Genomic DNA, 18288 nt, shown 5'->3' with positions numbered 1-18288 from the left:
ATCCGGTAGCGTTTAAAATTAGTTATCGGCTCCGAACGACCCACTCGTCGTCCTCGCGCTCGACCACCGTGTCGAACAGCGAGGTGAGCGTGCTGACCGTCTGCTGGTCGCAGGCGTCCGGGTCGAGGTGGAAGTGCGCGGTCACGTCGGCGGTGTCGAACCGGCCCGTCAGGACGTGGAGGAACTTGTAGACGGTCTGGAGGTCGGCGTACTGGAGCAGGGCCGTCAGCGAGTCGAAGCAGGCGACGGTCTCGTTGTCGTTCTCGCCCCACTCCTTGAGAATCTCGCTGAGTTTGATACCGAGACCCGTCAGGTCGCTCGGGTTCGACAGCGTCTCGACGACCTCGTTGGTCGAGGACGGTCCGCCGCCGTCCGCTGAAGTCGAGACCGAGGACGAGGCCGAACGCGTCGTCTCGCCGACGCTGACGATGCGCGCGTTCCCCGGTCGCTCGCCCGCGTGGGACGACCAGTCCCGAATGCAGGTGTCGGGCGAGCGAGTGTACGTGACCCACAGGACGTTCTCCTCGTCGGGGTCTGCGGGCGTGAGGAGGTCGTGACACGCTTCGTCCGTCGCCTCGTGAATCGACGGCGTCAGTAGCAGAACGCAGGCCCCCTGCTCTACGTCCCCGTGGAGTATCTCGCCCTCGTCGTGGCCCTTACTTCGCATCTGTGATGTCCCGTAGCGTACTGGTTCGACTAATCGGTGATACGTCCGAACGAATACTCCTACGGGAACCTCGCTTATTTATTTTCCCTTCTGAACTGTCTAACCCGTTACCTGTCAGCTCAGTTCGCGTAGCTCGAACGCCGAGTCGTCGGAATCGAGTCGCTCGGCCACGCGCTCGCGGGCCTGCGACTCCGACTCGGCGGCGACCACGACGCCCTCTGCCGGTTCGGTGCCCTCGGCGCGGTAGACGGACAGGTCCTCGTCCTCGAACTCGGTCGCGTAGGTCCGGAGCACGTTCACGACGCGTCGCTCGGTCGCGCGGAGGTCGGCCTCCCCCGACTCGAAGTCGGCCAGCGCGTCCTCGACGTTCCGGAGCGCGGAGATGCGGTCCATCTCAGGTCGTCCGCAGGTGGTCGGTCGAGGGTTCGTACACCTCGCCCTTCTGTTTCAGTTTGTCTATCTCGTGCTCGGCCTTCGAGTGGTCCATCCCGATTTCCTCGGCGCGGTCCAAAACCACGTCTACCGGCGCACCGTCGTCGTACTCCTCCTCGATGTCGGCGATTAGCTGTTTGATGTTCTTGATGCGGTCGCGCTGGGACTTCGAGGTGCCCGTCTCGACCACGTCGGCGTCGAACTGACCGGTCTCGGGGTCCACGCCGATGTCCTGTAGACACGAGCGGGTAATCTCGACCGCGCGCTCGGCGTCCTCGATTTCGACCTCGTCGGAGAGGCGGACGCGCGCGCTGGCCTCCGCGAGACGGACCATCGCCTCCAGTTTCCGGGCCGTGACCGGCACGGGCGCGTCCTCGTCGGCCCCCTTCGTCCGGAGGTCCACGTAGAAGTCCTCGATGGTCCGCTTTGCCTCCTCGGTCATCGTCGGGAAGCAGTTGCGCTTGGCGTAGGCGATGTACTTGCGCAGGAGGTCGGCCTCGATGGCCGGCGCGACCTCCTCGGTCTGGCTGTTGACCTCTTCCTCGGTGATGTTCGGCGCGCTCATCTCCGTCCGCTGGGTGTTCAACTGCCCCGCGTAGTTGGTCTGGATGATGTGTTCGGCGAGTCGCTTGTCGTGTTCCTCGTCGGGTTGGTCGGTGACGGTGAAGATGAGGTCGAACCGGGAGATGAGCGCGGGTTCGAGGTCTATCTGCTCGCCGATGGGTTCGTACTGGTCGAAGCGGCCGTACTTGGGGTTGGCCGCGCCGAGCAGCGAACACCGGGACTTGAGCGTGGCGTTGATGCCCGCCTTCGAGACCGAAATCTTCTGCTGTTCGAGTCCCTCGTGCATCGCAGAGCGGTCCGAGGGGTCCATCTTGTCCAGTTCGTCCACCGCCGCGATGCCCTTGTCGGCGAGGACGAGCGCACCGGCCTCCAGCGTCCACTGCTGGCCGTCGCCGAAGTCGTCGCGGACCGCCGCGGCCGTGAGACCGGCGGACGAGGAACCCTTGCCGGAGGTGTAGACCGAGCGGGGCGCGATGTTCTGGACGTACGAAATCATCTGGGACTTACCCGTACCGGGGTCCCCGATGAGGAGCATGTGTAGGTCGCCGCGAATCCGGGATTCGTCGGGGAGATGCTTCGTCACGCCCGAGAACAGTTGGAGAATCATCGCCAGCTTCTCCTCCTCGTAGCCGTAGATTGCCGGCGCCATCGAGGAGACCATCTGGTCGTAGATGTCTTCCTCTTGGGAGAGTTCGACGATTTCGCGCTTGTCCTCGTCGGTGATGTCCATGTCCTCGAACTCCTCGTCCTCGATGGTCACCGAGATGCCGTCCATGTACACGTCGAAGACGGCGGACTTGTCCTGTCCGCTCCCCTGCTGTTCGAGGTGGAGGATGCCCGTGACCGTGACGTGGTCGCCCGGCGTCACCTCGCCGGTGATGTCGTCCTCGATGTGAACGTCGAGGCTCTGGGGCGTCTCGCCGCCCCGGAGACCCTCCGGACTCTCCTGTACGCGTATCTTCTGGGAGTCGACGAACTCCGACTGGTCGAAGTTTATCTGGAACGGTCCCTGTCGCTCACAGCCCTGACACTCGTGGGGTTCTTGGAAGTCGCCGCCGCTCTGGGGGATGTAGGTCAGCGTTCCGCAGCGCTGGCACTCGAAGGCGGCCTCCTGAATCTTCGGTCGGACGTTGGTCGCCTTCCGGACGATGCCCTGGACGCTGACCATCGTGTTGACGTGCCGGGCGCGAATCTCCCGGATGTCGGTTATCTGGTCCAGATTCTCGACGCGGACGTGGGCCTGCCCGAGACTCACGTCGACGGGGAGGTCGTAGAGGCGCAGGGCTTCCTCGGCGTACTCGCGTAGCTGTTCGGGTTGCGAGAGGAAGTCGTCCGCGAGGTCCGAGTCGTAGCGATAGAGGTCGGTCCAGTCGATGTGCAGCGACCGCTGTTCGTTCGGGTAGTTCTGCGCGAGTCGGCCGATCTCGTCGCTGTAGTACCGCCGGTAGAACTGCTCGAAGTTGTCGATAAGCTCCGTATTCTCCGCGCGAGCCATTCAACCACTCTTCGTTCCTCACCCTGTAAGAAGTTTCGTAAACGGACTGAAAGTGAAAGTGGACGAGCGCGGGCGACTCGGAGAGCCTACTCTGGTAGCGCGCTCGATGGACGGCGGTCCTCCAAGAATGCCGACCATATGAAGACTTATCCTACGTACCACACTACTGCGCGTATGAATGAACGAGCGGAGACCTCGGAGACGGTGTTCTGGGGAGACACCGACGACACCGAGGCCCTCCGGCGTTATCGGACGCTCGTGAATGCTATCGACGGCGGAATCTACCAACTGGACGCCGAGGGCCGATTCGTCGCGGTCAACGACGGTATCGTCGAGTTAACGGGGTACGGACGCGAGGAGTTGCTCGGCGAACACGTCTCGCTACTTCTCGGCGACGGCAGTTCGGCTACGGAACGAGTTCTCACTACCCCCACCGACGACAGCGAACGACTCGAACTTCCCGTCCGGACCGCGGAGGGAGACCGAGTTCGCTGTGAAGTGCGAATGACGCCGCTCGAAGCGGACGGGACGGTGCAGGGAGCCGTCGGCGTCGTTCACGAGACCACCGACCGCAGACGAACGGGCGAGCGACTCGGCGAATCGGACCGGCGTCCCAATCGCACGCAGTCGAGCGAATCAGAGCGGGAATCTCGCCGGACGGAGTCCCGACCCGAAGTTGCCGCGTCCATCGGGTCGGTCGGCACGTGGACGTGGGACGTTCGAGAAAACGTCGTGACTGCGGACGAACGTCTCCCCGAACTGCACGGCATGGACCCGGCGGAGGCCGAGACGGGCGTCCCGATAGAGGAGTTCTTCGACTCGATTCACGAGGGAGACCGAAAACGAGTGCGGAAACGACTCGACGAAGCGGTCGAGGAGACGGGCGAGTTCGAGACCGAGTACCGCGTCACCGACGCGGACGGCGACGCGCGGTGGGTGACGTCCCGCGGAGCGGTCGAACGCGGTGACGGCGAAACACTCCGGGTGAACGGCGCTACTGGCGACATCACCGAACGCAAGGAAGCGGAGGCAGAGCTGAAGAGAGTGACCGCCGAGGCCGAACAGCAAGAGCGACTCTACGAGACCATCATCTCCAGCACGCCCGACCTCATCTACGCCTTCGACCTCGACTACCGCTTCACGTTCGCCAACGACGCAGTACTGGAGATGTGGGGCCAGACCCGCGAGGAGTCCATCGGGAAGACGCTGCGAGAAATCGGCTACGAGCCGTGGCACGCGGAGATGCACGAGCGCGAAATCGACGAGGTCATCGAGACGAAAGAGCCCGTTCGCGGCGAGGTCACGTTCCCGCACGCCGAACACGGTCGCCGCGTCTACGACTACATCTTCGCACCAGTGCTCGACGACGACGGCGAAGTCGAAGCCATCGCCGGGACGACACGCGACGTCACGGAACGCAAGCGGGCGGAAGAAGCGCACAAGGAGAGCGAAAGGCGATTCCGCGCGCTGGTCACCGCGAGTTCGGACGTGGTGTATCGCATGAGCCCCGATTGGAGCGAGATGCACGAACTCGAAGGCAAGGAGTTTCTCACTGACACGGACGAATCGACCAGCGACTGGGTCGAGAAGTACATTCATCCGGACGATCGGCCGCGGGTCGCGGAGGCCATCGACGAAGCGATTCGGACCAAGAGCATCTTCGAGTTGGAACACAGGGTGGAGCGGGACGACGGAGGCGTCGGCTGGACGTTCTCGCGAGCGGTACCGATGCTGAACGAGGACGGTGAAATCGACGAGTGGATCGGAATGGCGAGCGACATCACCGAACGTAAACAGCGCGAACGAGCCCTCGAGGAGTCGGAGCGACGATATCGGACGCTCGCCGAGAACTTCCCGAACGGTGCGGTCGGGGTGTACGACCGCAGTCTTCGGCTCACCCTGACCGAGGGAAGCGTCTTGGGCGATACGCTACCGACCGCCGAGCGTCTAGAGGGCAATCGGATACCCGAAGTCTTCCCGACGGAGACGGCCGGGGAACTCGAACCGATGTTTCGGGCCGCCGTCGAGGAGGGCGAAACCGGCAAGACGACGACCGAGTTCGCCGGTCGCAACTGGCAGGTGTGGGCGGCGCCGCTTCGCGACGCGGACGGGGAGGTTTTCGCCGGACTGAGTTTCGTCCAAGACATCACCGAGCAGGTCGAACGCGAACGCGAACTCGAAGAGCGGACCGAGCGTCTCGACAAGTTCGCGAGCATGCTCGCCCACGAGTTGCGCAACCCCGTCACCATCGGCCAGATATACAGCCAGCAGTTACCCGACGACGCGGACGCCGAGGCGGTCGAGTACGTCACCGAGGCGTTCGACCGCATCGAGTCCATGATAGACGTGATGCTGGTGCTGACGCGAGGCAGCGACGCGGTGGGCGAGCGAACCCCGGTCGAACTCGCGGACGCGGCCCGCGAGGCGTGGGACGACGTGGACGCACCCGAGGCGACGCTCGAAATCGGGGTCGACCGGACGATACAGGCCGACGAGACGTACGTCCAGCACCTGTTCCGCAACCTCCTCGAAAACGCGGTCAAACACGGCGGCCGGGACGTAACCATCACCGTCGGCGATATCCCGACCGGCGACGGGTTCTACGTGGCGGACGACGGTCCGGGCGTTCCGGCCGAGGACCGAGACACGGTGTTCCAAGCGGGGTACACGACGGCCGAGCAAGAGGGGACCGGGTTAGGGCTGGCGTTCGTTCGCGAACTCGCCGAGGTGTACGACTGGACGTGTTCGGTGACCGAGAGCGAGGCCGGCGGGGCCCGGTTCGAGTTCACGAGCACCGACCGAGACCCGCAACGGACCTGAAGAATTCGCGCGCTACATCGCCGGAAGACTCGTCCCTATCACCGACGGAGAGTTCGACGAGGTTAGCTGACTGTTCTCGGCGCGGTCGGTTCGGGTAGCACGACTGTCGATTACGAAACGGTGTGGCCCGAAACGCCGGCCGCGGCTAATCTGCGTATCGGAGGTGTTTTGTGTCGATGACGGGAATGGATACGTAGGCGGCACGGTCAGCGGGTTACCTTTCAGCCCGCGTGGTTTCCACGCGCGGTTTCGCCGGTTGACCTACCCCGTCTGTTCTACAACCAAGAGCGGTGGCTATCGCGGTCCCGAACTGCCAGCGTCGACTACGTGTTCTCAATAGTCGCTAGTAGAACGCCCACCGTCGAGTACCGAGCGGTGTATCAGGCCGGTTCGGAGGCTGAAGAATTCAGAAAGAGCAGAACGTGTGAATTTGCAGGCAGAATGGGACTGCTCGGGGAGTATCCAGAACAGCGGGGGTGTCAGCTAGCTGTTGATTGGTGGCTAAACCGCTGAAGCGTAGCGTCCCGACACGTGTTCGTGGAACGAGAGTCCCTCAGGATAGCTGCCGTGAACTAGGGATTCTAGCCTAAAACAGCCTCTAATCCAGTTATTCAGCCTAACAAATCGTAGACGGTTCAACGTTCTCGTCAGGTTGAATTACGGTCTCCTTCTTGCGTCTCTGAGAATTAACTATAAAATATGAAGAGTAGTATCCGTGGTTCATGGTTCCAAATGACACACGGGGTGGGACGGTAGGACGGCGATCGTACCTCCGAGCGCTCGGCGGTTCGATGGCACTCGGTGCGCTCGGCACGACCGGATACCTCCGCCAGGAGGATTCACTCCAGTTCGGTCTTTCGACACACTTCACGTCGGGAGCATGGGTGACCGCGCTGGTCGAAGGCGGTCAGTTCTACGCACAGGATCAGGGCTACGACTTCAATCTCTTCCCCACCGGTGGCGAGTCCCAGAAGCAGATTAGCGACATCCGCCAAATGGTGAACCAAGGGTACGACGGAATCGTCCTCATCCCGTTCAACTCGGAGGCAATCGCCTCGGTCGTCGAAGAGGCCGCGAACGCGGGCGTTCCGGTAATCACGTGTGACATTGACGCCGCGACGCCAGCAGACCTGATGCACATCTCCTGGAACGACGAACGGGCGACGCAACGGGCCACCGAGATGCTGATTAGCAACTTGCGCGAGCAGAAGCCCGATCAGGATCAGTACACCCTTCTCGAAGTGCGTGCTCCGCCGGGACGGGACATCGCCCGGCTACGCCACGAACCGTTCGTCAATACGATAGAACAAACTGAGGGATTCGAAGTCGCGGGCACGGTCGTTGGCGACTGGGTTCGCTCGACTGCCAAGCAGCGCGTTCAGGAGTGGGTCAACGCCAACGAGGTGCCGGACGGCGTCTACTCGGCGAACTTCGGAATGAGTTTAGGTGCGCTCTCGGCACTCCGAGAGATGGGTGCCACGGCCCCGCGCGGAGAAGACGGGCACGTCGTGATGACGCAACTCGACGGGTCGAAAAATACCCACGAGGCGATCAAGAACGGGTTCATCGACGGTGCGGTCGATCAACCGAACTACTTCTACGCGCCGTTGGCGTTCGCGTGGCTCGAACGAGTCGTCAACCAGGGCGAAGACGTTCTGCCGGACGTGGGGTCGACGGTCGTCTCGGGAAAGGGTGCCGACAGGGAGACGACAACCGCGAACGCGACGACGACCGCCGCAACCCAACAACAAGCGTCGATTACCATCGACCCGGCCATGCACAAAGGCGTGGAGCTATGGCAGGAACCGATCTGGTCGCCCGCAACCGTCGGCGAAGCCCTCGGCCACCGCCAGTTCGTCACCGACCACGTCGTGATAACCGAAGAGAACGCCGACGCACCGTACCTCTGGGGGAACATCTGGAGTCCGGGCGAGTCGGTGGAGAACTGAACCCCTCCAATCCGCTCATGGCGACTGCTGATTACGTCCCTGAGTCAGTCGAGGTCGACGACCTCTTGCTGAGCCTGTTGGACAACATGATCTGGCCGATTCTGTTGCTGATGACACTCGCCGTCTGGGTGGTGGTACCACAGACGTTCACGAACCTCCGGTCTATCCAGTTCATCCTGCACGGTTCGGTAGGACTGGGGTTCGTCGCGCTCGCGGAGGCGGTCTGTCTCGTCTCGGGTAACTTCGACCTCTCCGTCGGGTCGATTGCGGGATTCTCGGCGATGCTCGCGGGACTGGTCGTCTCCGCCAACCAGTGGAATCTCGTCTCGAATCCCTTGCTCGGCGTAGCCGTCATCCTCTCGATTGGTCTCGTCATCGGGGTGACGAACGGGGTGATGATAAGCAAAGTCGGCATCAACCCCTTCCTCCAGACCCTCGCGTTCCTTATCATCCTGCAGGGAGCGAAGCTCACGCTCAGTACCATCACTGTCACCGGACTGCCCGACGGGTACACCAACATCGGTAACTCACCGCGAATATCGGTCGGCCTGCTCTTCTTGACGTTCGTACTCGTCGGCTTCGTGATGAAGTACACTCCCTTCGGACAGGCGGTGTACGCGGTCGGAAGCGACGACGAGTCGGCCCGCGCCGTCGGTATCGACACCGACAGGGTCGTCATCGCGGTGTACGCGATTAGCGGGGTGTTGTCCGCGGCGGGAGGGCTGATGCTGACGGGATTCATCAACGTCGTCCCGCCGACGATAGGCGACGAACTCGTCTTCCCGGCATTCGCGGCCGCGGTCATCGGTGGCGTTAGCCTGTACGGCGGCCGAGGCAAGGTCACGGGCGCGCTCGGTGGCGTGCTCCTTCTGGGCCTGATACAGGCCGCGCTGAACATCAGCGGGACGCCACCCGAGCAGGTGACGCTGGTCAACGGACTGGTCCTGCTGGCGGCGATACTGGTGTACAGTTCCCGACGACGCCTCCGCGAGCGCATCCTCTCCAGACAGGTGGAAGCAAGTGACTATGGACGGTGAACAACCAGACACCCCGTCGACCGACTCCGCGAACGTACCGTCGGGGGACTCCGCGACCGATGCCGTCGCGACCGACGAAATCGACGAAGAGTCCGCCGAAATGATTCGACTGGAGAGCGTCACCAAGCAGTTCGGGCGGGTCGTCGCCGTCGAGGACGTGACGCTCTCGGTGTACGAAGAAGAGATTTTAGCGCTCGTCGGCGATAACGGCGCTGGGAAGTCCACGCTGACTGGCATGATCTCGGGCGTCCATCGGCCGACCGAAGGCCGCGTCGTCTACGACGGCGAACCGGTCCGGTTCTCGAATCCGAGTGAGGCCCGCGAACGCGGCATCGAGACGGTGTATCAGGACCTCGCGCTGATGAACGACCTCGACATCGCGACCAACATCCACGTCGGGAAGTTCCCGAAACGGGTCTCGGTCGGTCCGTTCGGTGTCATCGACTGGGAGCGAACCTACGAGAACACGCGGGAGATACTCGACTTCCTGAATCAGGACATCCGACCCGATACCGAGGTCGTGTTCCTCTCGGGCGGCCAGCGCCAACTCGTCGCAATCGGGCGGGCGCTCTCGTTCGACCCTGACGTCTTCGTCTTGGACGAACCGACGAGTGCCCTGTCAGTCGCGGGCACGGAACTCGTCCACGAGACGATGCGCCAGTTACAGGCCGAGGGCCACACCCAAGTCGTCGTCAGTCACAGCCTCGAAGACGTGTTCGACCTCGCCGACCGTATCGCGGTGATGTATCGGGGACGACTCGTCGACGTGGTGGACCCCGACGAGACGGACAGAGAGACCGTGACCGAACTCATCACGACCGGCAGTCGTGCGTAACTCGTTCCGAGTCGACGACCGGGTCCGGGTCTTTCGACTGCGTCGTCACCCGGAGTCTTATACTGTTGTAAGTGTCAACAACCACCATGGCTACGGGAGAGAAATCGTCAACGGAGGCGTTCTCGATGTTCGTCGGTGGCGAACCGACCAACAGCGTCGGAGGGGAGACGTTCGACGCGACGAATCCTGCAACTGGAGAGTCGCTCGGTGAGGTGCCGAAGGGAACGAGGGAAAACGCCCAACGTGCTATCGACGCCGCCCGTGAAGTGCAACCCGAGTTAGAAGCGATGACCGACTTCGAGCGCGCCGAACTGTGTCACGAAATGGCCGACGCAATCGAGGCGAATCACGACCACCTCGCCGAGTGGCTGACCGCCGACCAAGGGAAACCACTACAGGAGGCGCGTACGGAGGTCGAACTCTGCGCGAAGGAATTCCGGAACGCCGCCGAGGACGTCAAGCGCGCCGAAACCGAAGTCATCCCTTCGGAGGACCCGAACAAGCGTATCTACACGATTCGGAAGCCTCACGGCGTGCTGGGAGTCATCACGCCGTGGAACTACCCGCTGAACATCCCGGCGGAGTACCTCGCGCCAGGACTGGCGGTCGGTAACGCCGTGGTCTGGGTGCCAGCACCGAGCACCTCCGTGGTGGCGGTGAAACTTCTGGAGGCCTTCGCGGACGCGGACGTCAGTCTGCCTGACGGTGCGCTCAACCTCGTCACCGGGGAGGGACCGGTCGTCGGCGACGAGGTAGTCATCAACGACGGTACCGACGCCATCGGCTTCACGGGGAGTCCCGAGACGGGTGAGGAGATTGCGAGCAAGGCGGGAACCAAACCGACCCTGCTCGAACTCGGCGGAAACGGACCCGTAATTGTACTCGACGATGCCGATATCGACGCCGCAGTCGAGGCCACCTCGTTCGGTTGCTTCAGCAACGCAGGGCAGATTTGTTCGGCGAGCGAGCGGGTACTGGTCCACGAGGACGTGCGGGAGGAGTTCACCGAACGGATGGCCGAACGGGCCCGAGAGTTCCGACTCGGTGACCCCACCGAGTCGGAGACTGATATCGGCCCGCTGAACAACGAGGGCGTCGCGGAGAAGATGGACCGCCATATCGACGAGGCGCGTGAGAACGGCGCGGCGGTTCTCACGGGAGGCGGTCGTGCGGACGACCTTCCCACCGACCTGTACTACGAACCGACTGTACTGTCGGGTGTGACGACGGAGATGGCCGTCAACTGGGAAGAGTCGTTCGGACCCATCGCGCCAATCATCGGTTTCGACACGTACGATGAAGCAGTCGAAATCGCCAACGAAATAGAACTAGGCCTCACGTCCAGCGTGTTCACCAGCAACCTCGAACTCGCCGAGTACTTCGCCGACAACGTAGAGACCGGTATCGTCAACATCAACGACAACAGCGCTTACTGGGAGATTCATACCCCGTTCGGTGGGTACACCGGCAAGCGAAGCGGTCGCGGTCGTATCGGCGGAAAACACTCCATCGAGGAACTCTCCCAGTTGAAGACTATCACAGTCGACCACGGCAACGCTCGGTCGCCGCTGGATACGGAGTGATTCGACCGTGCGAGAAATCACTACTGTGGACGCTCCGGACGCCATCGACCCTACTCGCAGGCCATTGCGGACGGCGAGCGAATCTCCGTCTCCGGTTAGGACCACTGGACCCTGACACAGACATGTAGTTGGCGACGACGCTGGCGAACAGACTGCACATACGCTCGACAATATCGAGAGGATTCTGCAGGCCGCGAACCCCGAACTTTCGGACGTCGAGAAGACGGTGTTTCTGACCCACGCGGAAGGTTACGAGGTGGTCAACGAGATTTACGCCGAGTACATGTCGGAACCGTATCCCGCCCGGAGCGCCGTCGAACTCGCGGACCTACCGGTGGAGATTAGGCTCGAACTCGAAGTCGTGGCGTCCCTGAGGTAGCGACTTGCCAGCCGTGTTCGAGGCATGGCCGCAAATCGCACGCCGGTCTTCGGTCCCGTAGGTCCGTCGGAAGTGGGCCGTGACGTGTGCTTCGCAGTAGTCGCAAGTAGTGCGGTCGCTGTCCGAGTCGGGTAACTGGACAGCCATCAGAACCAGTACCTCCCGGCACCGAGAGCGATGCAACTCAGACCGATTCTGAGGCGCTTAGAAGGGTGAAAATGACCGCTTCACTTTTATATGTAATGGGACCGCCCGGGTAGGGACCGGCCGGAGATTCGCGGCTCTGTTCGACGAACGTCTCGTTGGTGAAAGTCTCGGTCATGGTAGTTACTCGATTTCCAGTTTGTCGAGGTGAGGGCGACGCCGGAGCTGCATCCGCTCCATCTTCGTCGCCTTGTCGTAGAACTCGTCAATCACGTCCTGCGATGCGTTGACCCGCTCGGCGGTGACCTCTCGCGGGAAGCCGCAGTCGCGGTGCCACGTAATCGACCCCGTCCGGATGTGGTGGGGCGACCGCGACGAGGGGCACTTGCTCGCGTGCGTGTGGTTTCGGAACTCGCAGGTATCCGGGTCGTAGCCGTGCGGACACCCGCCCGTAACGCACGGCATCGTCGCGCGATACGACCACGTCCGGAACGTGCCCTTCTGGGGACGATTTCGCTGAATCGTCGTGAACAGCGGTTGCCGCCCGTGGTCGTCGTGCGCGTCCTTCCGCTCGTTGCGGATGTACGCGTCGACCACGTTGCAGACCTCTCGACGGAGGCTGACGACGCGCTCGCCGTGCGTCTTGTTCTTCAGCGGAGTGTCCGACTGCGGTCGGTGAACGAACTCCACGTACTGCTCGCCCGAGTCGTAGTCGCGGAGGTCGAGGCCGCGAAGCGCGCCTAATCGGGCGCCGGTGTGCCACGCGAGTTCGAGGACGACGTGGAAGTTGGTCCCGTAGTCGCTCTCGCTGTTCCGGTAGTGGCGAATCAGTTGAGTCGCGTCGTCGGTGTCGAGTTTCGTCTCTCGCGACCGCTCGTCTTGCGGAACGTCCGGGACGTTGATTTTCTCGCTGAGACCGTCGTCGACCGCCTCGATGCGCTCCAGGTACGCGACATGGTCTTTCAACGTCTCCATTTCGTTGTGGAGCGTGTTCGGAGCGAGGTCCTTCCCCGCCCGCATCGACTCGTACTGGTCGAACGTCCAACCGGAGAGTTCGCTGACCGTCTCAATGCCCTGCCGCTCGCACCATTCGCACCAGAGCTTCAGCCGGTAGTTGTAGGTCGAAATCGACCCTTGGGTGAGTTCGGTGCGACGGCGGTCGATGTACCGCTGCCACGCTTCGCGCGGCGAGAGTTTCTCCGGATTCATCGCTCACCCCGCCCGTCGAGCATGGCGTTCTCGGCGTCTACGACGCGTTTGAACCGCTCCTCGTCGCCGCCCGCATCCGGGTGGTACTTCTTCTTCAGTTGGCGGGCCGCACCGCGAACGACTTCGGGAGCGGCGTCTCGAGCGACGCCCAACACCTCGTGGGGCGGTTCGTGTGCGACCACCGCGTCGGCGTTCTCGTTGCCGGACGGGAGTCGTGCGTTGGCGAACTCGCTCTCGCCGGTCTCGACAGGTCGCTCCTCCATCTTGCGCTTCTCGCGGACGTAGAGGCCGACGGTCCGGACGTTGTCTCGAAGCCGCGAGTAGCGGTCGCAGGCCACCGCGTAGTCGTTGCCGTCCATCGTCCACTGCAGGACGAAGCCGGGGTCGTCGGGGTTCGCTCGCGCGTAGGGTCGCTGGTCGGTCTGGCGCTGGGGCGCGTCGAAGCTGTACCGGTAGCCGGGTGCGCCGTCGGTACCGTCCTTGACACCGAGACGGTCCAATTCGGTTTCGAGTTCGTCGAACGCCTTCGAGAGCGAAATCTCGAAGCGGTCGTTCGTGGTCTGGCGGACTGCGTCGGTCCGGTCGAAGCCAGCGGGCCAGTCGAGGTCGGTCACAACTGGTCACCTCCGAGAACGTCGAGGACTTGGCGAAGCGTCTCGGCATCGGCGCGTTCGGCGCGGGCCGCGACCTCGCGGCGGAGGTCACCGCGCTCAGTCTCGTCGCGAGGCCACGGCACGTTGTGGACCTCGGTCCAGAGCGCGTACATCGCATCTTCGTCAAGGCGAACTGCGACGCGCTCGCCGGAGTCGGCGGTGAACCGGAGCGCCCACTCTTCGCGACCGCTCGCCGCCGGGCCGTAGGCCACCGTCCGCTCCGGACCGACCCGGAACGTCCGGGTTTCGAGGCCACGGCCGGCGCGAGTTCGGTCGGCGCTCATGCCGAATCGACCTCCTCGGGCGCGTCGAGGCAGTTGACTTCGACGGGAGGCCCGTTGTGCATCGCGTCGGTCATCGCCTCCCGAATCTCTTCGAGTTCTTGCTTGGTTCGCTCGCCGACCGCGCGGACGCCTTCGAGTTGGCGCTCGAAGTCAGAGAGTTGCATCCGGTACGAGCTTCGATTGTCCACGATCACGTCAAGGAGGTCCTGTTGGTCGTGGGCGCTCCAGTCGTAGTCGGCGAGGTCGGGGTGATGGCGGTGGTCGTCAAGCCACTCGATGGCTTCCTCTCGCGACATCGTGTACGGGAAGCTGACCACGGTCACCGGTTCGTAGTAGCGACGGGCGCGAACTGGCGCGCAGTCGTGGACTTCCGGGACGCTGAGCTTCGTAGCGTCGTCGTAGCGTCCGAGGAGAATCGTCTCGGTGTCGGCGTTGTTCGCCTTGAATCGCGTGGCTGCCCCGTACTGTTCTTCGCCGCCGTCGGTCACGAGGCCGCGGCCGCGGTCGAGGGCGGCGATGTCGTGGACGGGCACCGAACAGCCGCAGGGGTCGAAGACGTGCGTGTTGGGGCCGCGGGTTGCGACACCGAGAATCGCCGTACCGCACTCGGGGCACTGCATCAGGCACGCACCTCCTGCGAGGCGACAGTTTCGTCGTGGGAGATTTGTTTCCGAATCATCCGAGACGGAATGATGGACTCGTGTGTAAAAAGTTGAGTTCTATAGTTGAGTGAAAGTGAAACTAAAGGCAGGCGCGGGGGTGAGCCAATCATTCCAAATCACCACCATTTTCCGCGGTCGAGTCGCGCAGGTCGAGACCGAGTTGGTCGGCGCGGCGCTTCGCGCGGCGTTCGAGCAGGAGTCGCCCGGAGTCGGTGGTGATGTACTCGTTCGTACGGTCGTCCTTCGCGCCCTTCCGGAGGAGGCCGCGCTCAACTAGCGCGTCGAGATTTTGGTAGAGTCGCGAGTGGTTGATTTCCTCGTCGTACTCGGCTTCGAGGTAGGACTTGATGGCGAGGCCGTGGGGCGCGTCGCCGTCGCGTTCGAGTGCGCAGACTGCGAACAGGAGGTCGCGCTCGAAGGCGTGGAACTCGGGGAAGCCGACCGCCGCGGTTTCGCTCATGCCGCGGTCACCTCGGGTTGGGTCGGCGTTCGGTTGACGTGCGATTCCGTCGGTCGTTCGGGGCTTTCAAGACCCCGCGTAGCGATTGCGAACATGGCTTCCGTGCCTACTCCACGGGAGCTATCGCGGACCCGGTGTCCCAAGCACCGGCCCGCTTCGTTTTCGAGATGGACCCATCGGGGAGTGACGGGTCCGCGTGTAGCTTCCGTAATAGAGTCCGATATGTTGATAGGCATTATATCTTTTGCATATGCAAAGTTCTGGATTTGCGTACGCACAGTTTCTGATTTAGTTGTAGGGGTACTATGGTCCTGATATTCGCTTTCTGTACCATGCGTGAGCGTGCGGACTGGATGGTGCCCGTCGATGACGCTATCTTGGAGTACGTCCGAGACGCCGGAGAGGTCCCACCGGCCGTAATCGGGAGAAATATCGATACTCACCGGAATTACGCCGGAGAGCGTTGCCGCGTACTTACCGAACAGGGACTGCTTGAAGGAGTCGGCGACGGGTACTACTCGCTCACAGAACTCGGACGCCGATATCTCGACGAAGAGCTTTCTTCCGGAGAGTTGGACGGAAAGTAGACCGATGTCCAACTGAGAAATAAAGAGCCAGTCTAGCTTGATATCTTGTTACAGACGGAATTGAGCGAGACAGAAGTATCCCTGCTCTAAGTTGATGATTTATACCCCTTCCATTGCTCAAGTTAGAGTGTTTTGGCTCTCTGGCATACTCTGTAAAATCACAAGACTAATCCCAATCAGACAAAATTACTATCTTAGGTTTATCACATGAAATTGAAGTCGGATGGTGACTGGGACTTTCTTTATGAAGAAGTTAAACGGCGTGTAGACTATCAAATTGAGGCACACAGAAGATTTGAAAACCAGGCAAGTCGGCTACTTCGCATTGTCTTGACTGCAATTAGTGTTACAATCGGAGTTATTTCGGCACTAGCATCAACTAGTGGAGGAGTTTCTCTCCCGAACAATATTTTACAAATAAATCGGCTCAGTAATCAGATTCATTCTGCTATCGGGTTCATCGGTGAATCCCAAGCCACGTTGATTGCCATCCTACTCTCTATTTCTGTTTTTCTTCTGGTTTCTTTCTCAATATCTAACCTGTTTGTTGGTGTTCCTGTTTTTGCCTATAAGGTGATGAATCCCTCTACTCTTCAGCCGAGTATTGAAGGGAGGAACGTCCTCTCAAAACATTCTGACCCGGACACTGATTCTGAAGAGCGACGACAAGTACTCAGGGAGTATAAAACCATCATCGAGAATAATGAAGATATACTCTCTGAGGCGAAAGAAAATTGGGAGAAGTGCTATAATTCCCTAAGGAATGGGGTAGTTACATTTACGGCTTCAGCACTCATTTTCGTGTTTTCTTTCATCTATTACCATGCTCAATTAGCAAGTCTAAGTCTATTAGGATTGACAATGTGGCTGGGTTTCTACCTACAGAGGAATTACACCTTTGCGGATGTTTATCCATATATTACCGCAGACTTCCGGATTGAGGTCGGAGTTCTGTTTTTAACTCTTTATGCTGTCGCTAACTACCCACCAATCCTCAAGACACTAAGGAACGGCCCCATTGAAGCGAGACTACTCACGTTCTTCTTGATTCTCTCGCTTTTCTCCTTTACTTGGAGGGCCTATTCAATAGAAATGGAAAAGCTCCAGAACCTGATAGTGCGGTCGATTTTTATCGCATTAAGTTCGGCAACTCTCGTTTTAATTTTCACAATTGGATTTCCGAATATGGTAACAGGATACACAGGAGAGTTATTAGTAGCAGGACTTCTCTGGGGAATGGTCTACTTCATAGGTTCTTTCTTTATGCTTGTAATCGTTCTGCTTAGAAAGTCAGAAGAAAAGTTATCTTACAGAACTAGCGTTTCAAATGGGGAATAAAAATTAAACAAGCGGTCTAGAGAATATCATTAGAGAGATTCCGCTAAGGATACCCACAAAGTGCGACAACGTATTCGTCCCACCCTCGAACCACGGAAACGCCAATAGCCCTTGCGTCCCCCAGACCGTGGCGAAGAACCCGACCCCGAGCAGACCAACCGTCACGGGCCGCCCGCGTAGCCAGCCACCTGCTTGCATCCCGTCCACGATATTGTACTGCCCCTCGACCTTCTTGACGAGCCAGACTGCGTATGCCGTCGGAAGAAGGACCAGCAACACGGTCAGCAGACTCACCAGATACTGGAACACACCCCAGAACGCGACCGCTATCCCGTACCAGAACATCAGCCCGATGACCGGCCAAAGCGACCCCTCGCGGTCGGCAATATCCCGGAAGAGGTCGGCCACCGCGACCATTAGCATCCCGACGAACGCGCCAGCGAGTGCGGAGAAGCCACGACTGGAGCGGACGTTCGGGTCGAAGCCGAAGATCGTCTGGATGACGAGGTCGAGACCGAGCAGACTAACAAGAGAGATGATCGGTGGGAGGACGAAGAGGATAGCGAGGAACCCAAGGCGAAACTCACGGTGGCGGCCAGCTCTGAGTGAGATGAGGTAGGTAAGGGGTACGACCACGAGGTAGCTTATGAGGTTCCCGCGGAGGTGCGCTGCCGATTCGTGGACAAAGTGTGTCGTGTAGAAGGCGTGGGGTGCCGGATTGTCGTAGAAAAGGACAAGTTGGTTCTGGAACGACGTGTGGGTTTTTGTTACGAGGAAGAGGAGGACCGCGACTGCGGAGATGGCGAAGATATCGAATACCTGTCTTTCAAAGGAGAAGAGAGAAGAGGCCTTTTGACGCATGGATTCATTTTGGACGTAAGCTTCTTCAAGTCGCTCCATTACAATGCTATTATAAATAGAATATCAAGTAATTTTCCAAGAAGGTGAAAAGGATACTGATATGGGGAATCTCTATAAATAGATAGATAGATAGACAGTGGGTCTATAGGAAAGAAAGACCATTTCCCCTATCTTTATAACCAATGCCATTGAGGGTCCAGTTGGACCTAGCCCGGTGGGACTGATTGTTCCTACCGGCAATTCAGCCTTCTTAGACATATCGCTATCATCAGCCAATCTACTTGAAGTGAAGTGAAAGTGAATCAGCCTCTTTTATACTTTAAGTGCAT

The 18288-nt window shown here is 60.5% G+C and carries 17 protein-coding genes and 1 pseudogene; 8 read left to right on the top strand and 10 right to left on the bottom strand.

Going from position 1 to position 18288, the window contains the following annotated elements:
* Positions 1 to 22: 22 nt before the first annotated feature.
* The 3 genes from M0R89_RS07535 to M0R89_RS07525 all read right to left on the bottom strand — a co-directional run bounded on the left by M0R89_RS07535 (position 23) and on the right by M0R89_RS07525 (position 3158).
* Positions 23 to 667 carry a DUF7504 family protein gene (locus M0R89_RS07535; RefSeq protein ID WP_248651937.1) on the bottom strand — a complete coding sequence of 215 codons (645 nt, stop codon included), beginning with the start codon at positions 665 to 667 and terminating at the stop codon, positions 23 to 25.
* 114 nt (positions 668 to 781) lie between these two features.
* The gene (locus M0R89_RS07530) at positions 782 to 1060 is read right to left on the bottom strand and encodes a DUF7854 family protein (protein ID WP_248651936.1); all 279 of its coding nucleotides are present in this window, start codon (positions 1058 to 1060) and stop codon (positions 782 to 784) included.
* Between the two features lies 1 nt (position 1061).
* Positions 1062 to 3158: a minichromosome maintenance protein MCM gene (locus tag M0R89_RS07525; protein WP_248651935.1), complete on the bottom strand. Its 2097-nt coding sequence runs from the start codon at positions 3156 to 3158 to the stop codon at positions 1062 to 1064.
* Positions 3159 to 3332: 174 nt separating this feature from the next.
* Between M0R89_RS07525 and M0R89_RS07520 the strand changes: the two genes are divergently transcribed.
* From M0R89_RS07520 to M0R89_RS07495, 6 genes and pseudogenes are all read left to right on the top strand, one after another.
* A complete protein-coding gene (locus M0R89_RS07520) occupies positions 3333 to 5978 on the top strand; it encodes a sensor histidine kinase (RefSeq protein ID WP_248651934.1) in 2646 nt (881 codons plus the stop codon).
* A 791-nt stretch (positions 5979 to 6769) separates the two neighbouring features.
* Positions 6770 to 7927: a sugar ABC transporter substrate-binding protein gene (locus tag M0R89_RS07515; protein ID WP_248651933.1), complete on the top strand. Its 1158-nt coding sequence runs from the start codon at positions 6770 to 6772 to the stop codon at positions 7925 to 7927.
* Positions 7928 to 7944: 17 nt separating this feature from the next.
* On the top strand, positions 7945 to 8964 hold the full coding sequence (locus M0R89_RS07510) for an ABC transporter permease (RefSeq protein ID WP_248651932.1): 1020 nt from the start codon (positions 7945 to 7947) through the stop codon (positions 8962 to 8964).
* Positions 8954 to 9799: an ATP-binding cassette domain-containing protein gene (locus M0R89_RS07505; protein WP_248651931.1), complete on the top strand. Its 846-nt coding sequence runs from the start codon at positions 8954 to 8956 to the stop codon at positions 9797 to 9799. The genes M0R89_RS07510 and M0R89_RS07505 overlap by 11 nt, the downstream gene beginning before the upstream one ends.
* Before the next feature lie 86 nt (positions 9800 to 9885).
* On the top strand, positions 9886 to 11382 hold the full coding sequence (locus M0R89_RS07500; RefSeq protein ID WP_248651930.1) for an aldehyde dehydrogenase family protein: 1497 nt from the start codon (positions 9886 to 9888) through the stop codon (positions 11380 to 11382).
* A 7-nt stretch (positions 11383 to 11389) separates the two neighbouring features.
* Positions 11390 to 11761: pseudogene (locus tag M0R89_RS07495) on the top strand (Rid family detoxifying hydrolase).
* Here the strand turns inward: M0R89_RS07495 and M0R89_RS23550 are convergent.
* The 6 genes from M0R89_RS23550 to M0R89_RS07470 all read right to left on the bottom strand — a co-directional run bounded on the left by M0R89_RS23550 (position 11711) and on the right by M0R89_RS07470 (position 15173).
* Complete coding sequence (locus tag M0R89_RS23550; protein ID WP_438267678.1) at positions 11711 to 11908, bottom strand: DUF7563 family protein; 198 nt, start codon at positions 11906 to 11908, stop codon at positions 11711 to 11713. The pseudogene M0R89_RS07495 and the gene M0R89_RS23550 sit on opposite strands and share 51 nt — an antisense overlap.
* A gap of 180 nt (positions 11909 to 12088) precedes the next feature.
* On the bottom strand, positions 12089 to 13114 hold the full coding sequence (locus M0R89_RS07490; RefSeq protein WP_248651929.1) for a tyrosine-type recombinase/integrase: 1026 nt from the start codon (positions 13112 to 13114) through the stop codon (positions 12089 to 12091).
* A complete protein-coding gene (locus M0R89_RS07485) occupies positions 13111 to 13728 on the bottom strand; it encodes a DnaJ domain-containing protein (protein WP_248651928.1) in 618 nt (205 codons plus the stop codon). Before M0R89_RS07485 ends, M0R89_RS07490 begins: the two co-directional genes overlap by 4 nt.
* Positions 13725 to 14051 (bottom strand): hypothetical protein, encoded by a 327-nt coding sequence (locus tag M0R89_RS07480; RefSeq protein WP_248651927.1) that lies wholly within the window; start codon positions 14049 to 14051, stop codon positions 13725 to 13727. Before M0R89_RS07480 ends, M0R89_RS07485 begins: the two co-directional genes overlap by 4 nt.
* Positions 14048 to 14671 carry a hypothetical protein gene (locus M0R89_RS07475; RefSeq protein ID WP_248651926.1) on the bottom strand — a complete coding sequence of 208 codons (624 nt, stop codon included), beginning with the start codon at positions 14669 to 14671 and terminating at the stop codon, positions 14048 to 14050. Before M0R89_RS07475 ends, M0R89_RS07480 begins: the two co-directional genes overlap by 4 nt.
* A 148-nt stretch (positions 14672 to 14819) precedes the next feature.
* Positions 14820 to 15173 (bottom strand): helix-turn-helix transcriptional regulator, encoded by a 354-nt coding sequence (locus M0R89_RS07470; RefSeq protein ID WP_248651925.1) that lies wholly within the window; start codon positions 15171 to 15173, stop codon positions 14820 to 14822.
* Positions 15174 to 15478: 305 nt separating this feature from the next.
* Between M0R89_RS07470 and M0R89_RS07465 the strand changes: the two genes are divergently transcribed.
* Both M0R89_RS07465 and M0R89_RS07460 read left to right on the top strand, forming a co-directional pair.
* Positions 15479 to 15760, top strand: a complete 282-nt coding sequence (locus M0R89_RS07465) for a winged helix-turn-helix domain-containing protein (RefSeq protein WP_248651924.1) — start codon at positions 15479 to 15481, stop codon at positions 15758 to 15760.
* A 207-nt stretch (positions 15761 to 15967) separates the two neighbouring features.
* Positions 15968 to 17098: a hypothetical protein gene (locus M0R89_RS07460; RefSeq protein ID WP_248651923.1), complete on the top strand. Its 1131-nt coding sequence runs from the start codon at positions 15968 to 15970 to the stop codon at positions 17096 to 17098.
* Positions 17099 to 17101: 3 nt separating this feature from the next.
* On the opposite strand, the gene M0R89_RS07455 is transcribed toward M0R89_RS07460, so the two are convergent.
* Complete coding sequence (locus M0R89_RS07455) at positions 17102 to 17998, bottom strand: hypothetical protein (RefSeq protein WP_248651922.1); 897 nt, start codon at positions 17996 to 17998, stop codon at positions 17102 to 17104.
* Positions 17999 to 18288: the final 290 nt, after the last annotated feature.

Origin of the sequence: Halorussus limi (assembly GCF_023238205.1) — an archaeon.
Lineage (GTDB): Archaea > Halobacteriota > Halobacteria > Halobacteriales > Haladaptataceae > Halorussus > Halorussus limi.
Note: the sequence above shows the minus strand (reverse complement) of the source record. Positions and strands in the feature narration are given on the sequence as shown.